Consider the following 25,468-nt stretch of genomic DNA (forward strand, 5'->3'; position numbering starts at 1 on the left):
CCGCTGCGATGATAGAACCCGGTATTTACAAAGAAGTCATGGCGTCATTCCCTTCGGGCGTGACCATCGTCACCACCCTGGACGCTGAGGGCAACCTGTTCGGTATTACTGCCAGCGCATTCAGCGCGCTGTCCATCGACCCGGCACTGGTGCTGTTCTGCCCCAACTACGAATCGGACACTTACCCGGTGTTGCGCGACAGCAAAAAATTCGCGATTCACCTGCTGTCTGCCGATCAGCAGGCAGAAGCCTATGCGTTCGCCAGCAAAGGCAAGGACAAGACCAAGGGCATCGAGTGGCAGTTGAGCGAGCTGGGCAACCCGCTGCTGAGCAACGCCACCGCGATCATCGAGTGTGAACTGTGGCGCGAATACGACGGCGGCGATCACGCGATCATTGTCGGTCAGGTGAAAAACCTGATCCTGCCCGCGACCCCGGTAACACCGATGGTTTATCACCGGGGCAAGATGGGTGCACTGCCAGCCATCGTCTGAGGCGGCTCGGGGCGGTTTTGGTGGTTGCAGGCATGGGCGTGATAAACTCGGCCGCGACCCGGGTTCATCCGTCCGGGCCATGCAGCAGCCCGCGCAGTGTGCGGGTTGCCGACATGAGCGAGACTTTATTTCCAGTCACGTTTTTACTTTGACAGCCCCATTCCGAGCACACCTGATGAAACGCCTGCCTCTCGACGACACCTTCAAGGTCAACCGCAACCCCGTCACGCTGCGCGAGATCGTGCTGGACAAGCTGCGCAGCGCAATCATGAACTTTCAGCTGCTGCCGGGTGATCGTCTGGTCGAGCGTGATCTGTGTGACCGCCTCGGTGTAAGCCGCACCTCGGTGCGCGAAGCACTGCGCCATCTGGAATCCGAAGGTCTGGTCGAGTTCGCCGATGCCAAGGGCCCGCGTGTTGCAATCATCACGCTGGCTGATGCGTGCGATATCTACGAACTGCGTTGCGTGCTGGAAGGCCTGATCGTTCAGTTGTTCACCCTGCGCGCCAAGCCCAAGGACATTCGTGCACTGGAAAAAGCTCTGGAGGAAAATCGTCAGGCGCTCAAGGAAGGCGAGCTGCAGCAGGTGATCGACTCGGTCCAGGGTTTCTACGATGTATTGCTGGAAGGCTCGGGCAACCATGTGGCCGCGACCCAGCTACGCCAGTTGCAGGCGCGCATCAGCTACCTGCGCGCCACCTCGGTATCCCAGGAAAACCGCCGCGGTGCCAGCAACAAGGAAATGGAGCTAATGGTCGAAGCGATCAAGAGCGGCGACCCACTGGCAGCGCACCAGGCGTCGGTCGATCACGTACGCAACGCCGCGCGCGTGGCGCTGGAATACCTCAAATCCAAGCAGGACGAAGACAGCAAAGTCCGCGACATCGTCGCACCCGTCGCGCTGAAAGAACCTCGCATAGGTCGCTGAAATGGCCACACCGCGCTTCTGTCCCCAATGCGGTAGCGCTGATCTGGCTCAGCGTGTGCCGTCGGGCGATACACACGTGCGACTGGTCTGTGGCGGCTGTCAGTACATACACTACGTCAACCCGAAGATCATCGCGGGTTGCATCATCGAGCAGGAAGGCAAGTACCTGCTCTGCCAGCGTGCCATACCGCCGCGCCCCGGCACCTGGACACTGCCTGCCGGCTTCATGGAAAGCGGCGAAACCACCGAGCAGGCGGCGCTGCGCGAAGTCTGGGAAGAAACCGGTGTACGCGCCGAGATCCTTTCGCCCTACTCCATTTTCAGCGTGCCGCGCATCAGCGAAGTCTACATCGTGTTCCGTGCCATCGCGCTGGAGGTAACCGGCCGGTTCGGCCCGGAAACCCTGGACTACAGATTCTTCGCCCCCGAAGACATCCCGTGGGACAGCATCTATTACCCCGCCATTCGCCAGATACTGGAACGCTATATCGAAGAACGCCAGGCGGGTGTCTACGGTATTTATATCGGCAACGACGATACCGGCAAGGTGCACTTCATCCGGTGAACGCCTGAAGCTTTCAGCTCGCAACTGAACGCTTAAAACTGCCCCTCGACGATCACGATCTCGGCCTTTGAAGCGCCCTGCCTGTGGCTCATCGCATGCTGGTACTCGGGCGACCGATAACAGGCCAGCGCCTTCTCGTAGGATTCAAATTCGATAATCACCGTGCGCTGCGGCGTATCACGCCCTTCGAGCGCCTCGGAACGCCCGCCGCGCGCGAGGAACCTGCCGCCGAACAGCTCGAAAGCTGCGGGGGCGCGCTGGGTGTATTCGCTGTACTGCTGGGGGTCGGTCACATCAACGTGTGCAATCCAATAGGCTTTCATCGCGATCTCACTGTTTCATTGATAGGCAATCTGTGAAATATTCTGTCTTATGGTATACCACGATTTATCCACCCATAAAACCGGGAAACTGACTATGGCGTTCGATCGCATCGAAGACATCATTGAAGACTACCGCCAGGGCAAGATGGTGTTGCTGGTCGACGATGAGGACCGGGAAAACGAAGGCGATCTGCTGCTCGCCGCCGACTGCTGTTCACCTCAGGCAATCAGCTTCATGGCCCGCGAGGCGCGCGGTCTGATCTGCCTGACGCTGACCGACGAACATTGCCAGCGTCTGGGCCTGGAACAGATGGTGCCCAGCAACGGCAGCGTATTCGCCACGGCGTTCACAGTGTCCATCGAAGCCACCACGGGGGTGACCACCGGCATCAGCGCGGCAGATCGTGCGCGTACTGTTCAGGCCGCCGTCAACCCGCACGCAGTACCGGAAGACCTGGTGCAGCCAGGGCATATCTTTCCATTGCGCGCGCGTGACGGCGGCGTGCTGACCCGCGCCGGACATACCGAAGCGGGCTGCGACCTGGCCCGCCTGGCCGGTTTCACGCCAGCGTCGGTCATCGTTGAAGTCATGAATGATGACGGCAGCATGGCCAGAAGACCTGACCTGGAAGTGTTCGCCAAAAAGCACGGCATCCGTATCGGCACCATCGCCGACCTGATCCATTACCGCCTGAGCACCGAACACACCATCGTCAGGATTGGCGAGCGCGAACTGCCGACCGTGCACGGCACCTTCCGTCTGTTCAGCTACGAAGACCGCATCGAAGGTGGCGTGCACATGGCCATGGTGATGGGCGACATCCGTCGCGACGCCGCCACACTGGTGCGTGTGCATGTTGTCGACCCGTTGCGCGACCTGGTCGGTGCCGAATACAACGGCCCTGCCAACTGGACGCTCTGGGCCGCCCTGCAACGTGTCGCGCAGGAAGGTCACGGCGTGGTGGTGGTGCTGGCCAATCACGAATCATCCCAGGCGCTGCTGGAGCGCATTCCGCAGCTCACCCAGCCGCCGCGCCAATACACCCGCTCGCAATCACGCATTTATTCCGAGGTCGGTACGGGCGCACAGATCTTGCAGGACCTAGGGGTCGGCAAGTTGCGCCACCTTGGTCCACCCCTGAAATACGCCGGATTGACCGGCTACGATCTGGAAGTGATTGAAAGTATTCCGTTTCCCGGCTGACCAGGTAAACACCTGGCACGCGAGCCCGATAATCCGCCGCCTGCAACCACAGGCGCTGATCAGAAAACCCACCGTGAAGGCGTTTTGACAGGGCAAAACGCTTGCAGAAAGTTTGGAATACCATAATATGACATTCCATAAATACAAGATCTGGTCAGACGCACCCTGCAAGGGACAGCACCAATAACAGCACCTGACCCGTACAAGGTTTCAAGGCCCATTGGACCTACTGCTCCCGATTACGCGGGCAAGAAAAGCCCGCTCAAAACACAACAAATGAGGGCGTAAAAATGGTGTTGAACAAACGTGCAACAGCAGTCCTGGCCGCTGGCGTGCTGGCTTTCTCGAGTGTCGCCGCTATTGCCGCCGAGAGCGTCAACTTCGTGAGCTGGGGCGGCTCCACGCAGGACTTCCAGAAGGAGGCCTGGGCGGCTCCATTCAGCAAGGCCAGTGGCATCACCGTCGTGCAGGACGGTCCTACCGACTACGGCAAACTCAAGGCCATGGTCGAAAGCGGCAACGTGCAGTGGGACGTTGTCGATGTCGAAGCCGACTTCGCCCTGCGCGCCGCCAGCGAGGGCCTGCTGGAGCCTCTGGACTTCAACACCATCAAGCGCGACGAGATCGACAAACGCTTCGTGACTGACCACGGCGCCGGTTCGTTCTTCTTTTCCTTCGTGCTCGGCTACAACGAAAGCAAAGTCGGCGGCAAGGCGCCGGGTGACTGGGCCGCGATGTTCGACACCAAGACCTACCCGGGCAAGCGCGCGCTGTACAAGTGGCCAAGCCCCGGCGTGCTGGAACTGGCCCTGCTGGCCGATGGTGTAGCCCCCGACAAGCTTTACCCGCTGGACCTCGACCGCGCCTTCAAAAAACTCGACACCATCAAGAAGGACATCGTCTGGTGGGGCGGCGGTGCGCAGTCCCAGCAACTGCTAGCCTCCGGTGAAGTGTCGATGGGGCAGATGTGGAACGGCCGGGTCTACGCCCTGCAACAGGATGGCGCGCCGGTGGGGGTGAGCTGGAAGCAGAACCTGGTCATGGCGGATTTTCTGGTCGTTCCCAAGGGCGCAAAAAACAAGGACGCCGCGATGAAGTTCATCGCCAATGCGACCAGCGCCAAAGGCCAGGCGGACTTCTCCAACCTCAGTGCCTATGCCCCGGTCAATACCCAGAGCGTTGCGCGCCTGGACTCTACGCTGGCACCTAACCTGCCGACCGCGCACGTTGCCGATCAAATCACTCTCGACTTCGCATACTGGGCCAAGAATGGCGCTAATATCGCGACACGGTGGAACGAATGGCTGGTCAAGTAAAAATGACAGCGGTTGCTCCTCGTCAATCCATGCCGGCCGGGGGTGCTTCCAGCACCGCCGGCGCGGCCAGCCAGAAGGTGTCGGGCATGCAGGCATCCCCTTCCCTCGCACAGCGCTGGCGCGGCAGCCGTAATCTGCTTCCGGCGCTGATCTTCCTCGGGCTGTTCTTCTTCGCGCCGCTGATCGCCCTGCTGCTGCGCGGCGTGCTTGAACCGGTGCCGGGCCTTGGCAACTATGAGCAACTGTTTGCCAACTCGGCCTACTCGCGGGTGCTGCTCAATACCTTTTCCGTAGCGGGCCTGGTGACGCTGTTCAGCCTGCTGCTGGGCTTCCCGCTTGCTTGGGTGATCACTCTGGTGCCACGCGGCTGGGGACGCTGGATTCTGAATATCGTGCTGTTGTCGATGTGGACCAGCCTGCTGGCCCGCACCTATTCGTGGCTGGTGCTGTTGCAGGCCTCCGGGGTCGTCAACAAGGCCTTGATGGCCATGGGCATCATCGATCAGCCGCTGGAAATGGTGCACAACCTGACCGGTGTGGTGATCGGCATGAGCTACATCATGATTCCGTTCATCGTCCTGCCGTTGCAGGCGACCATGCAGGCCATCGATCCGATGGTGCTGCAGGCGGGTTCGATCTGCGGGGCCAGCCCGTGGAGCAATTTTTTCAGAGTGTTTCTGCCACTGTGCCGTCCGGGGCTGTTTTCCGGAGGCCTGATGGTGTTTGTCATGTCGCTCGGTTACTACGTCACCCCGGCGCTGCTCGGCGGCGCGCAGAACATGATGCTGCCCGAATTCATCGTCCAGCAGGTGCAATCGTTCCTCAACTGGGGGCTGGCCAGTGCCGCCGCTGCGTTGCTGGTGCTGATCACGCTGGTGCTGTTCTACTTCTACCTGAAGCTCCAGCCGGAATCACCGGTCGGCGCCAGCAACGCGAGGTAAACCGCCATGCTCCTGACACCCAATGCCATGAGCCCCGGCTTGCGTACGGGCCTGTACCTGACCACCGCCCTGATCGCGCTGTTCCTGTTGCTGCCGATCCTGTTCATCGTCCTGCTGTCGTTCGGTTCGTCGCAGTGGCTGGTGTTTCCGCCGCCCGGCTGGACGCTGAAGTGGTATCAGCAGTTTTTTTCCAACCCGGACTGGATGGCCGCGGCCATGTCCAGCTTCAAGGTCGCGATCCTGACCACTCTCGCGTCGGTGGCGCTGGGCCTGCCCACTGCCTTCGCGCTGGTGCGTGGCCGGTTTCCGGGGCGTGACCTTCTGTACGGCGTCTTCACATTGCCGATGATCGTGCCGCTGGTGATCATCGCTGTCGCGGTCTACGCGCTGTTTCTCAAGCTCGGGTACACCGGCACGCTGTTTTCCTTCGTCGTCAGCCATGTGATCGTTGCCTTGCCGTTCACCATCATCTCGATCATCAATTCGCTGAAGCTGTTCGACCAGTCCATCGAGGATGCCGCAGTCATCTGCGGCGCTTCACGCTTGCAGGCCATCTACAAGGTGACCTTTCCCGGCATCCGGCCGGGCATGATGGCCGGCGCGCTGTTCGCGTTTCTGGTGTCGTGGGACGAGGTGGTGTTGAGCGTGATGATGGCCAGCCCGACCCTGCAAACCCTTCCCGTGAAAATGTGGACCACCCTGCGTCAGGACCTGACGCCGGTCATCGCCGTCGCCTCAACGCTGCTGATCGCCCTGTCGGTGCTGATCATGTTCATCGCCGCGACCCTGCGTCGCCGCAACGAAGCCAGGAGTACTTCATGAGTGCCGTGATCAAAGACCCCGCCCATCAGCACCAGAACACACTGGTCAGCCTGTGTAATCTGAACAAGCACTACGGAAATTTCGCCGCTGTCGACGACATTTCCCTGGACATCCAGGACGGTGAATTCCTGACCTTTCTGGGCTCCAGCGGCTCGGGAAAAAGCACCACGCTGTCGATGCTCGCCGGCTTCGAAACGCCCAGCTCGGGCGAGATTCTGGTGGGCGGCAAATCGCTGGTGAATGTGCCGCCGCACAAGCGTGACATCGGCATGGTGTTCCAGCGCTACTCGCTGTTCCCGCACCTGTCGGTACGCGACAACATTGCCTTCCCGCTGGCGATCCGTAAATTGCCTGCGGCCGAGCGCGAGAAGAAAGTCGATGCGATGCTCAAGCTGGTTCAGCTGGAAGCCTTCGCTCATCGTCGACCGTCGCAACTGTCAGGCGGCCAGCAGCAGCGGGTCGCCATCGCCAGGGCGCTGGTTTACGAGCCGCGCATCCTGCTGATGGACGAGCCTCTGGGCGCACTGGACAAGAAACTGCGCGAAGACCTGCAGGACGAACTGCGTCAGTTGCATCGCCGGCTGGGCATCACCATCGTTTACGTGACCCATGACCAGGAAGAAGCCATGCGCCTGTCACAGCGCATCGCCATCTTCAGCCATGGCAAGATCGTCGGTCTGGGCTCGGGCTATGACCTGTATCAGGATCCGCCGAATGCCTTCGTCGCCTCGTTTCTCGGCAACTCGAACTTCCTCAGGCTCAAGGCCCAAGGCAATGCCGTGGCGACCTTCGAAGGCAGCACACTTGCGATTCGCCTGACCGCAGGGCTGAAGACCGATCAGGACGTGCTGCTGATGGTGCGCCCGGAGAAAGCCCAGGCACTGAGTGTGTCCCAGGCAGCCGCCATGCCGCTCGAATCAGGCTGGAACGAGGTGAACGCCACGGTCACTGAAGTGCTTTTCCTCGGCGAGAGCCAGACGTGCTCGGTGGTCACTGCCGGAGGCACTGCCATGACCGTCAAAGCGCTTTCCGCGAACGGCATGTCGCTCAAGGCCGGCGACCCGGTGCGCGTGCGCTGGGCCGCCGCAGACGCATGCATCTACACCGAATGGACAGACAGCGACCTGAACAAGGCAGCCGGCACCCACTGACAGGGCGTGGCGTGCCTCAGTGGTTGACGGGCGAAGGATGCAGGGCAAGGTAGTCGCGCAGAAACTCCACCGTGACACGGACCTTGGCCGAACTCATCAGCGGTGAGGTGTGCACCGCCCAGATGTCTGCATCCTGGCGGTACTCCGGCAGCACCTGAATCAAACGGCCCTCGGCCAGATCAGTGCGCACATCCCATAGCGAACGCAGCAACACCCCGCGCCCGTCCAGGCACCACTGACGGGCGATTTCGCCGTGGTTGGTAGACAGGCTGCCGGTCACCTTGACAGTTTCGGCACCCTGCGGCCCGTTGAGGTGCCAGATGCCGAACGGCCGGTCGCGCTCCTTGATCACCAGGCAATCGTGATTGGCCAGCTCGCCAAGATTAAGCGGCGTGCCGTGAAGGTTGAGGTAGCCGGGGCTCGCGCACAAGACCCGCCAGTTGCTGGCCAGATGCCTGGCGCGCAGGTGCGGGGCGATTTCGTTGCCGACGCGGATATCCAGATCGACGCCCTCCTCGATCAGATCGACCAGCCGGTCCTGAATGTCCAGACGGATATCCAGCTTCGGATAACGCGCCGCCAGTTCCGACAACGCCGGCGCGACGAAACGCCGGCCGAAGCCCTGACTGCTCACGACCCGCAACAAGCCACTCGGCTGGCCATGCAATGCCGCCACCTCTTCGCCCATCTGCTGCACTGAATCGAGCATCCCCCTGGCCCACTCGTAGACGCGCTCGCCATCTTCGGTAATCGACACCTGCCGGGTCGAGCGGTGCAGCAACACCACCCCCATGCCCTGCTCCAGCAAACGGATGCGCTTGCTGACGTAAGCAGCGGACATGCCCAGCTCATCCGCAGCCCCGACGAAGCTTGAACGCCGGGCCACATGAACGAACACATTCAAATCATCAAAGCTGGGGTATTTATTCACGATTCGTGTTTTCTCAGTGCATTAATCAGCTGATTATCTTTATATCGTGCGCTTATAGCATGGATGGCCTGTGCAACTCATTCATCGCACACCCGTAATGGATCGATTCAGAGAGAGCGCCACCATGAACAACAAGAAACTGCGTATCGCTGCCATCGCCGGTGACGGCATTGGCCTGGAAGTGCTGCCCGAAGGGGTACGCGTGGTGCAGGCCGCCGCCGCACGGCACGGGCTGGAACTGGAGTTCGAATACTTCGAATGGGCCAGCTGCGATTACTACCTGAAACACGGCAAGATGATGCCGGACGACTGGTTCGAACAGCTCAAAGGCTTTGACTCGATCTTCTTCGGCGCCGTCGGCTGGCCGGAAAAGGTCCCGGATCACATCTCGCTGTGGGGCTCGCTGCTCAAGTTCCGCCGCGAATTCGACCAGTACGCCAATATCCGTCCGGTGCGGCTGTTTCCCGGCGTGCCCTGCCCGCTGGCCAATCGCAAACCGGGCGACATCGATTTTGTCGTGGTCCGGGAAAACACCGAAGGTGAATACTCGTCGCTGGGCGGGATCATGTTCGAAAACACCGACAACGAATTCGTGCTGCAGGAATCGGTGTTCACCCGTCGTGGCGTCGACCGCATTCTCAAATTCGCCTTCGAGATGGCCAGCAAACGCGAGCGCAAGCACGTTACTTCGGCGACCAAATCCAATGGCATGGCCATCAGCATGCCGTACTGGGACAAACGCACCGAAGCAATGGCCAGCCAGTACCCCGGCATCAGTTGGGACAAGCAACACATCGACATTCTCTGCGCCCGTTTTGTGCTGCAACCCGAGCGCTTCGACGTGGTGGTGGCGTCCAACCTGTTCGGCGACATCCTCAGCGACCTTGGCCCGGCCTGCGCAGGCACCATCGGCATTGCGCCGTCAGCCAACCTCAATCCCGAGCGCCACTTCCCGTCGCTGTTCGAACCGGTTCACGGCTCGGCCCCGGACATCTTTGGCAAGAACATCGCCAACCCGATCGCCATGATCTGGTCGGGTGCGCTCATGCTCGAATTCCTCGGCCAGGGCGATCAGCGCTTCACTGCGGCCCATGACGAGATCATCACGGCCATCGAGCAAGTGATCGCCAACGGCGACGTCACGCCGGATCTGGGCGGCACGCTTTCGACTCAGCAAGTCGGCGCGGCGATTACCGAGCGGGTTTCTGCAGGCCGTTAAACGTTCTCTGGCTCGCTGCGCTGTTCCAGCAACTCGACGAAGCGGGTCAGGCTGCGTGACACCGTGCCGCGGCGCCAGATCAGCCAGGTGTGCAGGTAGCGAAACTTCTCGGACAGCGGCCAGATACTGACCGTGGCGCAGCCGGGCATGCTTTCCAGCATGCTGCGCGGCATCAGCGCCAGCCCGGCACCGGCGCTGACGCAGGCGAGCATGCCGTGGTAGGACTCCATTTCATGGATCTTGCCCGGCACTGCCGCGTCATCGGTGAACCAGCGTTCAAAGTGATGGCGGTACGAGCAGTTGGCACGAAACGCATAGATACTCTCTCCGCTGACATCCCGCCCGCGCTTGACCGGTGCATGATTGAGTGGCGCGATGATGACCATTTCCTCTTCGAAGACCGGCACGCCGTCAAGCGATGGATGCTGCACCGGCCCGTCGACGAACGCAGCCACCAGTCGACCAGCCAGCACGCCGTCGATCACGGTTCCGGACGGGCCGGTGGACAGGTCCAGCTCGACCTTGGCGTTCTGCTGGTTGTAGGCGGCCAGCAGCGCAGGAATCCTGACCGCAGCCGTGCTTTCCAGCGACCCCAGTGCAAAAGGCCCCTGTGGCTCCTCCCCGGAAACGGCGGAACGCGCTTCCTGCACCAGATCCAGGATGCGTCGCGTGTAGTCGAGAAAATTCCAGCCTGCGGGAGACAGGCGCAAGCGGTGCTTCTCGCGAATGAACAGGTCGACGCCCAGATCCTGCTCCAGCTGCTTGATGCGCGTGGTCAGGTTCGAGGGCACCCGGTGGATGTGCTGCGCCGCGGCGCTGATGCTGCCGTGTTCAGCCACCGCCTTGAAGATCTCCAGCTGAACCAGATCCATATCATTCTCCAAACATGAACGTTATGCTCATTATTATTCAGTTTTACAAAGCATTGCACATCTATATTCTGGTCCCACTTCCACCTCAACAGGATGGCGCAATGATTACTGTCACCAGCAACACCCATGCAATCTCGATCAACCCTGCCACCGGCGAGCAGATCGGTCACTATGCCTTTGAATCCGCCGCCGCGCTGGATCAAAGCCTGTCGCGCGCGGCTGCCGGTTTTGCCGGCTGGAAGCGCACGCCGGTTCAGCAACGTGCGCAACTGATCGTCGCCATGGGTCAGGCCCTGCGTGATGACGTCGACAACATTGCCCGCATGATCAGCCAGGAAATGGGCAAGCCCGTCGCCCAGGCACGAGGCGAGGTCGAGAAATGCGCGCAGCTGTGCGACTGGTACGCGGCGCAAGGCCCGGCGATGCTGGTGGCCGAAGCGACTCAGGTCGAGCATGACAAGGCGCGGATCGAATACCGTCCGCTGGGCCCGATTCTCGCGGTAATGCCGTGGAATTTCCCGATCTGGCAAGTGCTGCGCGGTGCGATTCCGACCCTGCTGGCCGGTAATACGTACGTGCTCAAGCACGCGCCCAACGTCATGGGCTGCGCTTACCTGATGCTCGAGGCGTTCAAGCGTGCCGGTTTCCCTGAGGGTGTGTTCGAGGTCATCAACGTCACCCCGGAAGGCGTTTCAAACGCCATTGCCGACCCGCGCATCGCAGCCGTCACCCTGACCGGCAGCGTGCGTGCCGGCCAGGCCATCGGCGCCCAGGCCGGTGCGGCACTGAAGAAGTGCGTGCTGGAACTGGGCGGTTCCGACCCGTTCATCGTGCTCAATGACGCGGACCTGGATCAGGCGGTGAAGGCGGCGGTGATTGGCCGCTTCCAGAACACCGGGCAGGTCTGTGCAGCGGCCAAGCGCCTGATCATCGAGCAAGGCGTGGTCGAGGAGTTCACCCGCAGATTCGTCGAGCAAACACGTCAACTGGTAACAGGCGACCCTCTTTCCGCCGAAACCTACATTGGCCCCATGGCGCGCTTCGACCTGCGCGACGAGCTGGATGCCCAGGTGCAGGACACACTCGCCGAAGGCGCCACACTGTTGCTGGGCGGCAAAAAGGCCGAAGGCCAGGGCAATTATTATCAGCCGACCGTGCTCGGCGACGTCACCGATAAGATGACTTCGTTCCGGCAAGAGCTGTTCGGCCCGGTAGCGTCGATCATCACCGCGCGTGACGCGCAGCACGCCCTGGAGCTGGCCAATGACAGTGACTTCGGCCTGACCGCAACGATTTATACCCGCGACCTGCAACTGGCCGAGCGCATGACCGAAGAACTGGAAACCGGCGGTGTGTTCATCAACGGCTACAGCGCTTCAGACCCGCGTGTAACCTTCGGCGGCGTGAAGAAAAGCGGCTTTGGCCGTGAGCTGTCGCACTTCGGTGTACGCGAGTTCTGCAATGCGCAGACCGTATGGCGGGATCGTCACTGAGGGTTCTGCAGGTACACAGCCGTTACGGGAGTGACCGGGGCGGCGATCCGCGTTGCTCGCGAAAGCCGCTGAATGTCTGCTGATCAGTCAGTCCGCCTTCGCGAGCAAGCTCGCTCCCACGGAGGCGGTGTGTGCTTGCTCATGAAAAGGCTGGTGCAGCCGCTGACTATTTGCAGAGCAGTCAGTCCGCTTTCGCGAGCAAGCTTGCTCCCACGGGAACGATGAGTGTGCTTGTGTGGGAGTGAGCTTGCTCACGAAGAGGCCTTTACGGCCAGTGGAGATCGTCAGGGCCAGACATCGCGATTACTCGTCGCCTGTTTCTACCACCGCAGGCTCACCAATCGTGTAGAAATGCCCGCCCGCGACGTAATGCAGGCTGCGCCATTTCGGATCGGCTTTTTCAAATTCCCAGTGTCCGTCTTTGAACACACGGGTATCAGCCCAGGCGCCCACCACTTCGCCAATGAACAGGTCATAGGTCTGCTGATTGTGCGGCTCGGGAATGACCTTGCAGATCAGCCACGCCGAGCAGCCTGCGACCAGCGGCGAGTCGTGACCGTCGATGCGAAACAGGTCCACATTGGCCTTGTCCAGCTTGTCCGGGGTGAAGACCTTGCTCTGGGTGCCTACGTCGAAGGTCATCTGCAATTGATCCAGATTGGGCACCTGCAGGGCAAAGTAGCCACTCTTCTCAACCAGCTCGCGGGTCTTGGTCATCTTGTCGATGACCAGCGTCACCTTGGGCGGCGAGAAGTCGAGCGCACAGGCCCAGGCCGCAGCCATGACGTTATGCGTGCCCTCGTGGCTGGACGAGACCAGCACGGTCGGCCCGTGGTTGAGCAAACGGTAGGCTTTTTCCAGCTCGACAGGACGAATATGATTGTCCACTTGAAACCCTCGAAAACATGATTCGTGCCGCTACCGGCAAGGCAGCGAAATAAGGCATTGTGCGTGCATCAGCAGAACAGCAGGGTGCGACGGGCAAGCCGCGTGCGCCCTCTCCTTTCACCCACTCATAAGGTTTCGGATTGAGCAGGATAGACAGCCAGATCCCCGAAGTGTTCGCCCTGGTCCTTGCAGCGGGCCGCAGCAGGCGCTTTGCCGGTGACAAACGGCAGGCGCTTCTGCCCTGCGGGCGGACCCTGCTCACGGCATGCCTGGAAAACGCGCAAAACGCATTCGGCAAAACGGCGGTGGTATTGCGCCCTGATGACCAGGCGGATGCGCTGGGGATTGCCTCGAACGTCACGATCATCCGCAGCGAACAGGCCGAACTGGGGATGGGCCACAGCCTGGCGAGCGCCGTTGCGGCAGTGATGGACTCCTCTGCCGATGCGGTTGCCATTGTTCTTGCGGACATGCCCTGGATACAGCCGCAGACCCTGCATGACCTGGCCAGAATGGCCGATCCTCAGCGCATCGTCCTGCCCATGCACGAGGGCCAACGCGGCCATCCAGTGATCATTGGCCGCAGGTTCTGGCCAGCGCTGCTCAAGCTGGAAGGCGACCAGGGCGCGAAGGCCCTGATCATCGAAAACCCCGAGGCATGTGACGTACTGCACTGCGATGACCTTGGCATATTGCGTGACGCCGACACCCCGTCAGCGTTGGCAGAAGCCTGCCGGCAACACCTTACACCTCGGCACGACTGACACCGTTGGCCACCCGCAGGATATCGGCCATTACCGCAATGGCGATCTCGGAAGGTGTCTTGCTGCCCAGGTTCAGGCCGATGGGCGCGTGGATCCGGTCCAGGACCTGTGCGTCCAGCCCGCCAATTCGCCCCAGACGCTCCAGACGCTTGCTGCTGGTGCGCATCGAGCCCATCGCGCCGATGTAGAACGCCTCGGTACGTACCGCCTCGAGCATGCTCAGATCATCCAGCTTCGGATCATGCGTCAGAGCAAGAACGGCCGTCGAACTGTGGCAACCGCCCTCGGCAATGAACACCGCAGGCAGCACGCCACGCACCTCGACACCCGGCATGGAAAACCCCGATGTGACCTCGACACGAGGGTCACAGACGATCACCTCATAGCCCATGGCAACGGCAAAACTGGCGCAGAACTCTGCCACTGGCGACAGTCCGGCGAGCAGTACACGATACACCGCGCCCATGCGGATACTGATGCTTTCGCCATCCACCTGCACACGCGACTCGCCCATCGTCGCAGGCCCGATCTCTCTGCGCACGCCGCCCAGTTGCACCTGCCTGCTGACCAGCTCGCGCCCGGCCAGCGCCTGCTCGATGGCCGCCAGGTGTGCATCGGCTTCAGGCCCTGGCGCGATGAACTCGATCAGCACATCCAGCACACCGCCACACGGCAGGGCCCGCGTTGGCGCAAAACCGCCGTCGCCGTAGTGAACCACCTGATTGACCGGCTCGAACTGCCCTGCAGCAACGCGCTCGAGAAAATCCTCTTCCACGCAACCACCCGACAGAGAGCCACGATGCTCGCCGCTGCCCAGCGCCACCAGCATCGCCCCCGGCCCGCGCGGGGCCGAACCGAATGTGGAAAGAACCGTGCACAGCCAGACGGCCTTGCCGCTGGCCAGCCAGTCCCGCGCCTGTTGTACAACCTGCAAATCAAGCTGTTTCATCGTTACAACCCTGCCATCAGTTTTTCCTTGCTGATCGGCAGGCTGCGTACCCGTTTACCCGTCGCGTGATACACCGCATTGGCCACTGCTGCGGCCAGCCCGGTCACACCGATCTCGCCGATGCCTCGTGCGCCGAATTCACTCAGGTTGTAATCCGGATAATCCAGCAGCAAGACGTCGATGTCCGGTTGATCCGCATGCACCGGCACCACGTACTCGGCGTAGTTGTTATTGACCGGCATGCCGCTGCGCGGATCGTATTCACCGGCCTCGAACAAGGCCATGCCGATGCCCATCACAATCGCGCCTTCCACCTGATTGCGTGCCGCCAGCGGGTTGACCACTTTGCCCACGTCAATGGCGCTGACCACCCGCGAGACGCGTAGGCTGGATATGCCCGGGTCCCAGCGCACCTCGACAAAATGCACACCGAACGAGCGGAATGAGTACTTGCCCGCCTCAGGCATGCCGCTCTGAAAAGTGCCCTCTGCACGCGACAGGCGCTGGCCGTTCAGCACATCGACGAAGCTTGCACGCCGTTCACCCATGACCAGTTGGCCGTTCTCGACCTTGATCGCTTCGGCGTCCTGTCCGGCGAACACGGCATCCTTGCTGACGGCGTACTGGCGCAGCTTCTGCAACGCTTCGCGGGTGGCGCCGGCAATCGCCGGCATTACGCTGGCGGTGACCCATGAGCCGCCGGACACCGGGCCTGCCGGGAACGACGAGCTGCCCAGTTCCACTTCGACGCGTTCCATGGGAATGCCGGTCAACTGACTGACAGTCTGCGCGACGATGGTGTACGTGCCGGTGCCGATGTCCTGCAAGCCGCACTGAGCCAGCGCCGTGCCGTCGGAACGCAGAATGACCCGCGCATCGGTAGGCACTTGATAGGCTTCCCAATTGCAGGCACCCATGCCGTAACCAATAATTTCATCGCCTTCGCGCATCGAACCGACGTCGGCCTTGCGCGCGTGCCAGCCAAACCGTTCGGCGGCTTTGTCTATGGCCTCAGGCAGGTGGTTACTGGACCACGGCAGGCCTGCGCTCTGATCCTTGTCAGAGAGGTTCAGCTTGCGGAATGCCAGAGGGTCCATGCCACTGGCCAGGGCCATTTCATCAATGGCGGACTCCAGTGCAAACAGGCCCGGGGCCGCGCCCGGCGCGCGCATGGAGGTCGGCGTACCGCGATTGATGGGGCTGATCTTGTGGCTGACCAGCACGTTATCGCAGGCATACAGGCTTTTGGTCACGCCACCGCAGTTTTCGGTGTAGTCATCGAGCATCGAGGTGTTGTTGAACGACTCGTGACGAATCGACACCAGCTTGCCGCTCGCATCGGTGGCCAGACGCAGACGCTGGCGAGTTTCCGGGCGGTGGCCCACGGTGGTGAACATCTGCGCACGCGGCAACACCAGTTGCACCGGTCGCCCGGTAACTTTGGCAGCGGCGCACGCGGCGACCGAATGCGGCCACGGCCACAGCTTGCCGCCAAAGCCCGAGCCGATGAAGGGCGCGCGCACTTCCACCCGGTCGGGGGAAAGGTCAAAGACGTTGGCCAGCAGGTTGCGGTGGTTGACCACGCCCTGAGTGCTTTCATAGACAAACAGCTTGCCGTCCTGCCACCAGGCGGTGCTGGCGTGCATTTCCATCGGGTTATGCACTTCAACCGGCGTGGTATAGATCTGATCGACTTTCACTTTTGCGCCGTCGAACGCGCTGTCCGGGTTACCCCGATTGTGCCCCGCACCGCCATCGCGAGCGCCATTGACGCGCATGCCTTCTGCAAGGTCCTTGACCGCCGGACGCTCGTCGTAATCAACCGTCACGCGATAGGCCGCCGCCCTCGCCTGCTCGAAGCTCTCGGCCACCACCAAGGCCACAAACTGGCCAGGATAGTAGACGCGATCGTCCTCGAACGGCAGGCGATGCTCGTCCGCCTTGCTGGCCGAGAGCATCTTGGCAAAGCTCAGCTTGGTGTTCGGAGTACGGTGCAGCGTGGGGAAGTTGTCGTGGTGAAAGATATCGACCACGCCAGGCATCGCCTTGGCCTGCTGATCCTTTATGGCCACCACGCGCCCGTTGGCGATGATGCTATAGACGCCATAGGCGTAAAGCATCTTGCCCATCGGATGGTCCGCGGCATAGCGCGCCTGACCACTGACTTTCTTGCCGCCGTCGATACGACGCTGCGGCACACCAATGATGTTTTCGCTCATGAGAAATTCCTAGGCCGTGAGGTCACGAAGGTTGCGGACGATGACCTGCTGACCCAGCGGGATCTTGAAGGCGTTGTGTTCATAGGCCCGCGAGCCCTTCATCGCCAGCGCTGCAACCTTCGTAAAGGTGTCCAGGTCGGCAGGCTGACCGATCAGCGCTTGCTCGGCGTCCAGGGCACGCCACGGCTTGGTGCCCACGCCACCCAGCGCAATCCGCACATTGGTAATGCGTTTGCCGTCCATCACCAGAATCACCGCACTGGACGCCAGGGCGAACTGGTAAGAAGTACGGTCGCGCAGCTTCAGGTAAGAAGAGCGGCTGCCTGACAGCGGCGCGTCGAGGGTCACATGGGTGATGAGCTCATGGGGCGCCAGCGCATGTTCGCGCTCTGGCGTATCACCAGGCAGCAAATGAAAGTCAGCGAACGGGATATCCCGCGAGCCATTGGCGCCCTGAACGGTAACCTGCCCGCCGATGGCCGCCATGCCGACACACATGTCCGACGGATGCGTGGCAATACAATGATCGCTGGTGCCCAGCACTGCGTGCACACTACGGTTCATACCGCCAATGGCTGCACAACCGGAGCCCGGCTGGCGCTTGTTACAGGCTGAAATACCGTCGCGAAAGTACGGGCAGCGCACACGTTGCATGAGATTGCCGGCGGTGGTTGCCTTGTTGCGCAATTGGGTCGACGCACCGGCAAGAATCGCTTCGGACAGAACCGGATAGCGCTCCTGCACCAGCGGGTGGCTGGCCAGGTCGGTGTTGCTGACCAGCGCGCCGATGCGCAGGCGGCCATCCGGCAGCGACTCGACCTGCTTCAACGCCAGATGGTTGATGTCCACCAGTTGCTGCGGTTGCATCACGTCGAGCTTGACCAGATCCAGCAGCGTTGTGCCACCGGCCAGATAGAAGCGTTGCCCTTCACCGGACGCTGTGCTGAAAGCCTGCGCGGGCGAAGCGGCGCGAGCGTAGTCGAAAGTTCGCATCAGGCAGCACCTCCCATTTTCGAGCGCGCAGATTGCACGGCAGACAGAATGTTCTTGTAGGCACCGCAACGGCAGATATTGCCGCTCATGGCCTCTCTGACGCTGGCGTCGTCGGACGCAATGTTCGGGTCCTTGAGAATCGCGACCGCGCTCATGATCTGTCCGGAGGTGCAGTAACCGCATTGGTAGGCGTCGTGTTCCCAGAACGCTTCCTGTACCGGGTGCAGCTTGCCGTTCTCGGCCAGCCCTTCGATGGTAGTAATGCTGTCGCCCTGATGCTGAACCGCGATCGACAGACAGGAGTTGATCGCCAGGCCGTTGACCAGCAACGTGCAGGCGCCGCACTGGCCGTGGTCACAACCCTTCTTGGTGCCCGTCAGTTGCAAGCGGTCACGCAGCACATCGAGCAGAACGGCATTGGCCGGCACGTTCAGGGTATGAACCTGGCCATTGACCTTCAACTGGATGCGCTGCTCACCCGCTGCGGGTGCGTCACTGTCTTCGACCACGGGGGCCGCAGGTGCCAAAGGCGCCGCCTGCAGCAGGCCGTCGGAAGGGATCCAGGTAGACAGCGTGGCCGCAGCAATGCCTGAGGCACCGAACTTCAGAAAGTTTCGGCGTGAGGGCTGCACGGCGCTGCTGTCGACAGCAGTTTCCTTGTGCTTCTTGGGTTCGGTCATCAGGATCACTCGGTAATAGCCGTCGCTGCTGTAAAGCGACGGGCGTTATGGTGTGGTCAGCGTCCCGGGCTTACGCCTGCTCACTGACGTGCTGCCTTTATTTTCAGGGGGTAATCAAAGCCAAAACGCTATCACCCGTTACAAGTGTTTAACTGGTCTGCGCTTCTAAAGTTCCAACTGTTTGACGGACGTCTGTATCCGAACATTGCGACTACAGGCGTGGCGGCCGTATACGGACCCTAACAGGAGGTCGGCGCGCTGATTAGCCAGGCAAAGCCACACGCCGTTATGAGCGTGGCTCATCAATGCACGAGAGCCGGACAAACGCGCTGTTCGGGGAGAGTTTCAGACCGAGTGAGGGCCATATCCGTGTGAGGGCTAAAGGCCCGGACAAAAATGCCGATACAGATAGGCAGTGGAAGGCCGTGAAGTGTCTAAATCAACGCATTCATGGCCAATTTGATGATGGCACCTCGCAACGGGGGTGCACATTATGCGAAAATACCGCGTCTTTGCCGGTATGCCACCGAGGGTGTGTCGCAGTACGCGTGGATAAAATTGCGCGTCGAGCGTGCCTCCATGCTCCGATGCGGCGTCTCAGACTCCGTGAACAGGCTGACCAGGTGTGTCTTCGCAAGTGGCTCAGAGGGGAAGACTCTCGGGCATCGCAGCACACCAACAGAGCAAATGTCACTCATGACGCTGAATCCAATGATGATAAGAAGTCAGCGCAGCAGGACATAAATTGAGGTCTCGAGCGGTATTATATTGGCCTTGTATGTCCACCTCTAGTCCCCGTGGGTGCGAGTGTTTGTCGCAGGCTTCGCTGCATGTGACAGGCCGTTTCCCCAGGAGTAGTCGGCGGATGGCGTTTATCAGATGGATGACAGAATGTTTAAGAAAGTGAACACGGCCCTCCTGGGTCTGGCCATTTCCATGGGCCTGATGCCCGTGCAGGCGGCTGAAACCAAGAAAGTCGACGTACTGCTCGTCGGCGGCGGCATCATGAGTGCAACCCTCGCCGTCTGGCTCAACGAGCTGGAGCCGAGCTGGTCGATGGAAATGGTCGAGCGTCTCGACGGCGTCGCCGAAGAAAGCTCCAACGGCTGGAACAACGCCGGTACCGGTCACTCGGCGCTCGCCGAACTGAACTACACCCCTGAAGACAAGAACGGCAACGTCGACATCTCCAAGGCCATCGAGATCAACGAAGCGTTCCAGATCTCCCGTCAGTTCTGGTCCTGGCAGGTCAAGACCGGCGTTCTGAAGGACCCGCGTTCGTTCATCAACTCCACACCGCACATGAGCTTTGTGTGGGGCGACAACAACATCCAGTTCCTGCGCAAGCGTTACGCAGCATTGCAAGCCAGCCCGCTGTTCAGCGGCATGCAGTACTCCGAAGACCACGAGCAGATCAAGAAGTGGGTCCCGTTGATGATGGAAGGTCGTGACCCGGCGCAGAAGCTGGCCGTGACCTGGAGCCCGATCGGCACCGACGTCAACTTCGGCGAGATCACTCGTCAGTTCGTCGCCAACCTGAAAGCCAAGCAGAATTTCAATCTGCAGTTGTCGAGCGAAGTCGAAGACATCAATCACAACGACGATGGCACCTGGCGCGTCAAGTACAAGAACCTGAAAGACGGTACTGTCACCGAGACCGACACCAAGTTCCTGTTCATCGGTGCCGGCGGTGCAGCGCTGCATCTGCTGCAGGAATCAGGTATTCCTGAAGCCAAGGAATACGGCGGCTTCCCGGTCGGCGGTTCGTGGCTTGTCACTGACAACCAGACCCTGGCCATGCAGCACATGGGCAAGGCCTACGGTATCGCGTCGACTGGCGCGCCACCCATGTCGGTTCCGCACCTGGACACCCGTGTTCTGGACGGCAAGCGCGTGATCCTGTTTGGCCCATTCGCGACCTTCTCGACCAAGTTCCTGAAAAACGGTTCCTACTTCGACCTGCTGACCAGCACCACCACGCACAACGTGTGGCCGATGACTCGCGTCGGTATCGAACAGTACCCGCTGATCGAATACCTCGCCGGTCAGGTGATGATGTCTGACGACGATCGCTTCGCTGCTCTGCAGCAGTACTTCCCGAACGCCAAAAAAGAAGACTGGCGCCTGATGCAAGCCGGTCAACGCGTACAGATCATCAAGCGTGACGAAGAGAAAGGCGGCGTTCTGAAGCTGGGTACCGAAATCGTTGCTTCCAAGGACGGCAGCATTGCCGGCCTGCTGGGTGCTTCGCCAGGTGCCTCGACTGCAGCGCCGATCATGCTGGGCGTGCTTGAAAAAGTCTTCAAGGACAAGGTAGCGACTCCGGAATGGCAGGCAAAACTGCATCAGATCGTGCCTAGCTATGGCACCAAGCTGAACAACAATCCGGACCGTGTTGCCGAGGAATGGGCTTACACATCCGAAGTTCTGCAGCTGACCCCGCCACCACCGGTGAACAAGACAGGTAATGCTCCAACACCTGCACCTGCTGCTCAGCCCGCGAAAAGCAATCCAGCCAGTGACATGGCGCTCTAAGGCTTTCACAGCTTGAGCAAAGCCCCGCCAGACCTTGTCTGGCGGGGCTTTTTTTTTGTACGCCGTTGCGCAGGCACACCCTGCCCACATGAAAACACGTCGAACTCTTCGCGTCGTTTGCTCCTCCAACCAGGACGACACACAGAGAGGAACTGCAATGAGCAAGCATACTGACAAGCCTTCCAGCCACACGCCTGAACAGTCCGCGCCAACCACAGACCAGTCCGGCAAGCCGGTCGATGTGGTGCACAAGGACATAGCGCAGGAAAATCCCGAAACCGAAGGCGTGGACAAGGTCATCACCCCGACGTCCATCAAGGAAAAAGAGCAGGATGCCGAAACGCTTCGTGCTAAAAACCGTGAGCTCGAGCGCAAGCTGAATGGCCAGGGCTGATTGCCCAAGCGGGCCTGTAGCAACCCAGCACTTGCCGATAATTCGCTAAAAACGGCAGGCAGGGCCTCAAAGGCCCACACCTGCCAGCTTGCAGGCATTTCCCCGACAGAGTCAGTTAAAGCTACGCGTCCAACGGGCACCTGTTATGGTGACCCACTTCCTTCTATCTCTGGCTTGTATCAGCAGAGCGCGTCATCCAGATCTCCACGCCGCACTTTCGCGGCAACCTCGCATTTTCTTGCGCTGTCCATCCGGGCCGCTGGCCGCCCAAATTCCCGCTGCGGCCGACAAAAAGCCATCTGAATCGCGTTCAGCGTCGAACGACTGCACGTCGTACCAAGCAGTGGCTGGCTGTTCCCGGCTGAAACACCCTGTGGAGTTCACGCAATTGATCAAGGACATGCTGGATGCAAAGCCTGACGCAGCGCTTGAGGCTGCGCTTGCCGAATGTGCCCGAGAGCCGATTCGTGTTCCTGGCGCGATTCAGCCGCACGGCGTCTTGCTCAGCGTTGCAGGCGCTCCCCTTTGCATTGAACAGGTCAGCGCCAACTGCGCAACAGCACTCGGGATGACCGCTGAGGAGTTGCTGGGCAAGCCTTTGTCATGGCTACTGTCGCCCGAACAGTCGGCCCTCATCGACCATGCGTACGGCCACCCCGCCGCCCCGCACATCGACCCGATAAAACTGACGCTCGGAACCGCCCACTACAGCGCCTCGCTGCAGCGTATCGACGATGTGCTGATTATCGAGCTGGAGGACTTCGTAGAGACCGGTCACGGACAATCCAGAATCCTTGCACGGGTGTTACGCAACCTGCAGGCCGCCACCACCCTGGAAACGCTGTTCGATATCAGTGTGCACGAGATTCAGGCGCTTACCGGCTACGACCGGGTCATGATTTACCGGTTCGAGCCCGAGGGCCATGGCAAAGTCGTTGCACAGGCACTGACCGGGCCACTGCCCAGCTACAGCGGCCTGAACTTCCCTGGCTCGGACATTCCCGCCCAGGCGCGGGAACTGTATCGGCTGAACTGGATTCGTGTGATTCCAGACGCCACCTACGTTCCCGTGCCCCTGATACCGACCCTGCGCCCGGCGACAGGGCAACCGCTCGACCTGGGCTTCTCGACGCTGCGCAGCGTGTCGCCAGTGCATTGCGAGTACCTGAAGAACATGGGCGTACGCTCGTCGATGAGTATCTCGTTGCTCGATGGCGGCGAGCTCTGGGGCCTGGTTGCCTGCGGTCATCCCGAGCCGTTGCGGGTGTCCAGAGAGCTGCGCGATGCCTGCGCGATGATCGGTCAGTTACTGTCGGTGAAAATTTCCGCCATTGTCGCGACCGATGTGCAGCGCGAGCGGGAAGCGAAAGTTGCCCTGCTCGGACAACTGGCAGACGCCATGAGTCGCGCCAATCATGAAGTGCTCGACGGGCTGGTGAGCCGGCCCGAGCTTCTCATGTCGCTGACCCTGGCAGACGGTGCGGCTGTGCTGATTGACGATCAGGTTCATCTGTTCGGCACCTGCCCTGCAATCGAACAAGTGCGTGAGCTGTACACCTGGATACGCGACACCGGCCTGGCGCATCAACGCACCAGACAGCGGGCGACGGGCTTGCAGGGTCTGGGAGTTTTCCACACCAACTCCATGCAGAGGGAGCTGGCCGCCAGCGCCGTTTACAAAGACGTCGCCAGCGGCGTCATTGCGTTCACGCTGCCCAAGCCGATTGATAACGCAGTGATGTGGTTTCGTGCCCAACTCACCTCCACAATGAACTGGAGCGGCGACCCGACCCATCACGTCAGCACCCGTCCGGAGAGTTCCGCGAGTCATCGTCTGCATCCAAGGCAGTCTTTCGATGTCTGGGAGCAAGAGGTTAACGGCATTGCCAAACCCTGGTCGCGCGCAGATCTCTATGGCGCTGAAGACATTCGTCGTTCTGCTCTGGAGAGCGACCTGGAGCGTCAGGTGCAGCGTGAACAGGAAGCGGTCCGTTTGCGTGATGAGCTGGTCGCCGTGGTCTCCCATGACCTGCGCAACCCGATGTCGATCATCATCATGCAGTGCGGCATGATGCAACGCTGGGCGGTGGGCGACACACACTTTGAAAACCGCAATATCCGCCGTGCGCTGGGCACCATCGAGAAAGCCACGACGCGCATGAACAGCCTGCTGGAAGACCTGCTCGATACCGCGCAGATCGAAGCCGGCCGTTATCAGCTGTCGCGCCTGCCGCTGAGTGTTACCAGCCTGCTGGAAGAAGCCTGCAGCCTGCTGGTGATGCTGACCACCGAAAAGAACATCGAGCTCAACTGCACCGCCGCGCAAGGCCTGGTGGTCGATGCGGACCCGGAACGAATCTTTCAGGTACTTTCCAACCTGGTTGGTAACGCCATCAAGTTCACCCCGAAAGGTGGCCGAATCAACATCGATGCAGTCGCCGATCAGCACGAGGTGCTGTTCAGGGTGAGTGATGACGGGATCGGTATCCCGGTCGAACACCTGCCTTTCATTTTCCAGCGCTATTGGTCCGTCAAGGAAGGCAATCCGCGCGGTAACGGCCTGGGACTGTATATATGCCAGGGCATTATCACGGCCCACGGTGGGCGTCTGTGGGCTGACAGCTCACTGGATTCGGGGAGCGTCTTTTCCTTCACCCTGCCGGTGCATCAGGGGCTGGATACCGTTGGCGAAACGACATTTTTAAAGCAGAACGGTACGACTCACCGACTGGCCCAGTCCATTTCCAGCAAACTGGAGCGCCAGCAACTGGAAGATCGTCTGACCCGCGCCGGGTTGCTCAACGAACTGAACCATCGGGTAAAAAACACCCTGGCAACCGTCCAGGCCATCGCCTCTCTTACTGTCAACAGCTCTGCGTCACTGGAATCCTTTCACAAGAGCTTCGGTGCGCGCCTGTTCGCCCTGAGCCAGGCGCACGATGCACTGGCGCGTGCAGAATGGATTTCCACCGAACTGGTCGACCTGATAGAGCAACTGCAGGAGGTGGACTCGGGGGCACACAGGATCAGCTTCGAAGGCGACCCGGTGACCCTGGAGCCGCGCTTTTCACTGACGCTTTCCATGGTGCTCCATGAACTGATGGCCAATGCAGTGCAACACGGTGCGCTTTCTTCAGCGGCAGGTCAGGTGACAGTGACCTCTACGCTGACTGCCACCCCCTCTGCGCCCACGCTGAAAATCGAATGGAAAGAAACAGGCGGCCCGCCGGTCGTCGCAACCACCGTGAAAGGCTTTGGCCTGCGCTTGATACGCCGCAGCATCGAGCGAGAACTCAAAGGCCAGGCCGACATTCAGTTTGCCCGTACAGGGATCGTCTGGACAATGCTGATTCCCTGGCCAGACAAACCGGAAAGCCACTTATGAGTTCAGAATCGGACAACCAGACCTCGCTCCCCAAAGTGCTGTTGGTGGAAGACGAGACCATGCTGGCCATGTTGATGGAGATGATGCTCGAGGACCTGGGTTTCGCGACCGCTTACCACGCCAGCACGCTGAACGACGGCATTGAATATGCGCGTAACGGCGAGTACGACCTGGCCATCCTGGATATCAACATTATTGGCGGAGACTCGTTCCCGATAGCCGCTGCCATTGCCGATCGCGGCATACCCTTCATGTTTTGCTCGGGGTACGGCCGGCTGGGGATCCCCGACGCGTGGCTCAACCGGCGTTGCGTCGCCAAGCCGTTCAGTGCCGAGCAACTGAGCGAAGCGTTGAGTGAGCTGCTTGAGACCTGATTCGCTACTTCGATCGGCGTCAGAGAGC

General features: G+C 60.6%; 23 protein-coding genes. 15 read left to right on the plus strand and 8 right to left on the minus strand.

Annotated features, from left to right (window positions below):
• The first annotated feature begins 8 nt into the window (after window positions 1-8).
• From P406_RS23765 to P406_RS23775, 3 genes are all read left to right on the plus strand, one after another.
• Complete coding sequence (locus P406_RS23765; RefSeq protein WP_003410158.1) at window positions 9-494, plus strand: flavin reductase family protein; 486 nt, start codon at window positions 9-11, stop codon at window positions 492-494.
• Between the two features lie 175 nt (window positions 495-669).
• Window positions 670-1,422, plus strand: coding sequence for a GntR family transcriptional regulator (locus tag P406_RS23770; RefSeq protein WP_003410157.1), 753 nt, complete (start codon window positions 670-672; stop codon window positions 1,420-1,422).
• 1 nt (window position 1,423) lies between these two features.
• On the plus strand, window positions 1,424-1,987 hold the full coding sequence (locus P406_RS23775) for an NUDIX hydrolase (protein WP_004403846.1): 564 nt from the start codon (window positions 1,424-1,426) through the stop codon (window positions 1,985-1,987).
• A gap of 32 nt (window positions 1,988-2,019) precedes the next feature.
• Here P406_RS23775 and P406_RS23780 read toward each other — a convergent pair whose 3' ends face one another.
• Window positions 2,020-2,310, minus strand: a complete 291-nt coding sequence (locus tag P406_RS23780) for a DUF1330 domain-containing protein (protein WP_003434186.1) — start codon at window positions 2,308-2,310, stop codon at window positions 2,020-2,022.
• Between the two features lie 94 nt (window positions 2,311-2,404).
• Between P406_RS23780 and ribBA the strand changes: the two genes are divergently transcribed.
• The 5 genes from ribBA to P406_RS23805 all read left to right on the plus strand — a co-directional run bounded on the left by ribBA (window position 2,405) and on the right by P406_RS23805 (window position 7,744).
• Entirely contained in the window at window positions 2,405-3,514 is a 1,110-nt protein-coding gene (ribBA, locus tag P406_RS23785; RefSeq protein WP_024648946.1) for a bifunctional 3,4-dihydroxy-2-butanone-4-phosphate synthase/GTP cyclohydrolase II, read from the plus strand.
• 290 nt (window positions 3,515-3,804) lie between these two features.
• Window positions 3,805-4,830, plus strand: coding sequence for an ABC transporter substrate-binding protein (locus P406_RS23790; RefSeq protein WP_046237541.1), 1,026 nt, complete (start codon window positions 3,805-3,807; stop codon window positions 4,828-4,830).
• Window positions 4,815-5,771, plus strand: a complete 957-nt coding sequence (locus P406_RS23795) for an ABC transporter permease (RefSeq protein ID WP_080343755.1) — start codon at window positions 4,815-4,817, stop codon at window positions 5,769-5,771. The genes P406_RS23790 and P406_RS23795 overlap by 16 nt, the downstream gene beginning before the upstream one ends.
• Before the next feature lie 6 nt (window positions 5,772-5,777).
• Window positions 5,778-6,593, plus strand: coding sequence for an ABC transporter permease (locus P406_RS23800; protein ID WP_003410149.1), 816 nt, complete (start codon window positions 5,778-5,780; stop codon window positions 6,591-6,593).
• Window positions 6,590-7,744 (plus strand): ABC transporter ATP-binding protein, encoded by a 1,155-nt coding sequence (locus P406_RS23805; RefSeq protein WP_046237543.1) that lies wholly within the window; start codon window positions 6,590-6,592, stop codon window positions 7,742-7,744. The genes P406_RS23800 and P406_RS23805 overlap by 4 nt, the downstream gene beginning before the upstream one ends.
• Before the next feature lie 16 nt (window positions 7,745-7,760).
• Here P406_RS23805 and P406_RS23810 read toward each other — a convergent pair whose 3' ends face one another.
• A complete protein-coding gene (locus P406_RS23810) occupies window positions 7,761-8,675 on the minus strand; it encodes a LysR substrate-binding domain-containing protein (protein WP_046237544.1) in 915 nt (304 codons plus the stop codon).
• A gap of 124 nt (window positions 8,676-8,799) precedes the next feature.
• On the opposite strand from P406_RS23810, the gene P406_RS23815 reads away from it, so the two are divergent.
• Complete coding sequence (locus P406_RS23815; protein WP_046237545.1) at window positions 8,800-9,894, plus strand: tartrate dehydrogenase; 1,095 nt, start codon at window positions 8,800-8,802, stop codon at window positions 9,892-9,894.
• Here the strand turns inward: P406_RS23815 and ptrR are convergent.
• On the minus strand, window positions 9,891-10,766 hold the full coding sequence (gene ptrR, locus P406_RS23820; RefSeq protein ID WP_046237546.1) for a putrescine utilization regulator PtrR: 876 nt from the start codon (window positions 10,764-10,766) through the stop codon (window positions 9,891-9,893). The genes P406_RS23815 and ptrR overlap by 4 nt on opposite strands.
• Window positions 10,767-10,867: 101 nt before the next feature.
• Here ptrR and P406_RS23825 point away from each other — a divergent pair, with 101 nt between their 5' ends.
• The gene (locus tag P406_RS23825) at window positions 10,868-12,259 is read left to right on the plus strand and encodes an aldehyde dehydrogenase family protein (RefSeq protein ID WP_046237598.1); all 1,392 of its coding nucleotides are present in this window, start codon (window positions 10,868-10,870) and stop codon (window positions 12,257-12,259) included.
• A gap of 303 nt (window positions 12,260-12,562) precedes the next feature.
• On the opposite strand, the gene P406_RS23830 is transcribed toward P406_RS23825, so the two are convergent.
• The gene (locus P406_RS23830; RefSeq protein WP_003416370.1) at window positions 12,563-13,147 is read right to left on the minus strand and encodes a flavin reductase family protein; all 585 of its coding nucleotides are present in this window, start codon (window positions 13,145-13,147) and stop codon (window positions 12,563-12,565) included.
• A gap of 140 nt (window positions 13,148-13,287) precedes the next feature.
• On the opposite strand from P406_RS23830, the gene P406_RS23835 reads away from it, so the two are divergent.
• A complete protein-coding gene (locus P406_RS23835; protein ID WP_046237547.1) occupies window positions 13,288-13,911 on the plus strand; it encodes a nucleotidyltransferase family protein in 624 nt (207 codons plus the stop codon).
• On the opposite strand, the gene P406_RS23840 is transcribed toward P406_RS23835, so the two are convergent.
• Genes P406_RS23840 through P406_RS23855 form a run of 4 tightly spaced genes read right to left on the minus strand, consistent with a single transcriptional unit; the run spans window position 13,892 to window position 18,752 of the window.
• Window positions 13,892-14,860 carry an XdhC family protein gene (locus P406_RS23840; RefSeq protein WP_046237548.1) on the minus strand — a complete coding sequence of 323 codons (969 nt, stop codon included), beginning with the start codon at window positions 14,858-14,860 and terminating at the stop codon, window positions 13,892-13,894. The two genes, P406_RS23835 and P406_RS23840, sit on opposite strands and share 20 nt — an antisense overlap.
• Before the next feature lie 2 nt (window positions 14,861-14,862).
• The gene (locus tag P406_RS23845) at window positions 14,863-17,079 is read right to left on the minus strand and encodes a xanthine dehydrogenase family protein molybdopterin-binding subunit (RefSeq protein WP_046237549.1); all 2,217 of its coding nucleotides are present in this window, start codon (window positions 17,077-17,079) and stop codon (window positions 14,863-14,865) included.
• 9 nt (window positions 17,080-17,088) lie between these two features.
• Window positions 17,089-18,072 (minus strand): FAD binding domain-containing protein, encoded by a 984-nt coding sequence (locus P406_RS23850; protein WP_046237550.1) that lies wholly within the window; start codon window positions 18,070-18,072, stop codon window positions 17,089-17,091.
• Entirely contained in the window at window positions 18,072-18,752 is a 681-nt protein-coding gene (locus P406_RS23855) for a (2Fe-2S)-binding protein (RefSeq protein ID WP_003420887.1), read from the minus strand. Before P406_RS23855 ends, P406_RS23850 begins: the two co-directional genes overlap by 1 nt.
• Window positions 18,753-19,643: 891 nt before the next feature.
• Here P406_RS23855 and mqo point away from each other — a divergent pair.
• The 4 genes from mqo to P406_RS23875 all read left to right on the plus strand — a co-directional run bounded on the left by mqo (window position 19,644) and on the right by P406_RS23875 (window position 25,440).
• On the plus strand, window positions 19,644-21,287 hold the full coding sequence (gene mqo / locus P406_RS23860; protein ID WP_044309634.1) for a malate dehydrogenase (quinone): 1,644 nt from the start codon (window positions 19,644-19,646) through the stop codon (window positions 21,285-21,287).
• Between the two features lie 157 nt (window positions 21,288-21,444).
• Entirely contained in the window at window positions 21,445-21,681 is a 237-nt protein-coding gene (locus P406_RS23865) for a hypothetical protein (protein WP_010411190.1), read from the plus strand.
• 400 nt (window positions 21,682-22,081) lie between these two features.
• Window positions 22,082-25,066, plus strand: a complete 2,985-nt coding sequence (locus P406_RS23870) for an ATP-binding protein (protein WP_046237599.1) — start codon at window positions 22,082-22,084, stop codon at window positions 25,064-25,066.
• Window positions 25,063-25,440 carry a response regulator gene (locus P406_RS23875; protein ID WP_046237551.1) on the plus strand — a complete coding sequence of 126 codons (378 nt, stop codon included), beginning with the start codon at window positions 25,063-25,065 and terminating at the stop codon, window positions 25,438-25,440. Before P406_RS23870 ends, P406_RS23875 begins: the two co-directional genes overlap by 4 nt.
• Window positions 25,441-25,468 lie beyond the last annotated feature (28 nt).

Origin of the sequence: Pseudomonas syringae pv. coryli str. NCPPB 4273, assembly GCF_000972175.1 — a bacterium.
GTDB classification, from domain to species: Bacteria; Pseudomonadota; Gammaproteobacteria; order Pseudomonadales; family Pseudomonadaceae; genus Aquipseudomonas; species Aquipseudomonas syringae.

What these genes read in the sequence shown, in the direction of transcription:
- P406_RS23765 (WP_003410158.1), top strand. Translation starts at nt 9, where the DNA reads ATGATAGAACCCGGTATTTACAAAGAAGTCATGGCGTCATTCCCTTCG.
- P406_RS23770 (WP_003410157.1), top strand. Translation starts at nt 670, where the DNA reads ATGAAACGCCTGCCTCTCGACGACACCTTCAAGGTCAACCGCAACCCC.
- P406_RS23775 (WP_004403846.1), top strand. Translation starts at nt 1,424, where the DNA reads ATGGCCACACCGCGCTTCTGTCCCCAATGCGGTAGCGCTGATCTGGCT.
- P406_RS23780 (WP_003434186.1), bottom strand. Translation starts at nt 2,310, where the DNA reads ATGAAAGCCTATTGGATTGCACACGTTGATGTGACCGACCCCCAGCAG.
- ribBA (WP_024648946.1), top strand. Translation starts at nt 2,405, where the DNA reads ATGGCGTTCGATCGCATCGAAGACATCATTGAAGACTACCGCCAGGGC.
- P406_RS23790 (WP_046237541.1), top strand. Translation starts at nt 3,805, where the DNA reads ATGGTGTTGAACAAACGTGCAACAGCAGTCCTGGCCGCTGGCGTGCTG.
- P406_RS23795 (WP_080343755.1), top strand. Translation starts at nt 4,815, where the DNA reads ATGGCTGGTCAAGTAAAAATGACAGCGGTTGCTCCTCGTCAATCCATG.
- P406_RS23800 (WP_003410149.1), top strand. Translation starts at nt 5,778, where the DNA reads ATGCTCCTGACACCCAATGCCATGAGCCCCGGCTTGCGTACGGGCCTG.
- P406_RS23805 (WP_046237543.1), top strand. Translation starts at nt 6,590, where the DNA reads ATGAGTGCCGTGATCAAAGACCCCGCCCATCAGCACCAGAACACACTG.
- P406_RS23815 (WP_046237545.1), top strand. Translation starts at nt 8,800, where the DNA reads ATGAACAACAAGAAACTGCGTATCGCTGCCATCGCCGGTGACGGCATT.
- ptrR (WP_046237546.1), bottom strand. Translation starts at nt 10,766, where the DNA reads ATGGATCTGGTTCAGCTGGAGATCTTCAAGGCGGTGGCTGAACACGGC.
- P406_RS23825 (WP_046237598.1), top strand. Translation starts at nt 10,868, where the DNA reads ATGATTACTGTCACCAGCAACACCCATGCAATCTCGATCAACCCTGCC.
- P406_RS23840 (WP_046237548.1), bottom strand. Translation starts at nt 14,860, where the DNA reads ATGAAACAGCTTGATTTGCAGGTTGTACAACAGGCGCGGGACTGGCTG.
- P406_RS23845 (WP_046237549.1), bottom strand. Translation starts at nt 17,079, where the DNA reads ATGAGCGAAAACATCATTGGTGTGCCGCAGCGTCGTATCGACGGCGGC.
- P406_RS23850 (WP_046237550.1), bottom strand. Translation starts at nt 18,072, where the DNA reads ATGCGAACTTTCGACTACGCTCGCGCCGCTTCGCCCGCGCAGGCTTTC.
- P406_RS23855 (WP_003420887.1), bottom strand. Translation starts at nt 18,752, where the DNA reads ATGACCGAACCCAAGAAGCACAAGGAAACTGCTGTCGACAGCAGCGCC.
- mqo (WP_044309634.1), top strand. Translation starts at nt 19,644, where the DNA reads ATGTTTAAGAAAGTGAACACGGCCCTCCTGGGTCTGGCCATTTCCATG.
- P406_RS23865 (WP_010411190.1), top strand. Translation starts at nt 21,445, where the DNA reads ATGAGCAAGCATACTGACAAGCCTTCCAGCCACACGCCTGAACAGTCC.
- P406_RS23870 (WP_046237599.1), top strand. Translation starts at nt 22,082, where the DNA reads ATGCTGGATGCAAAGCCTGACGCAGCGCTTGAGGCTGCGCTTGCCGAA.
- P406_RS23875 (WP_046237551.1), top strand. Translation starts at nt 25,063, where the DNA reads ATGAGTTCAGAATCGGACAACCAGACCTCGCTCCCCAAAGTGCTGTTG.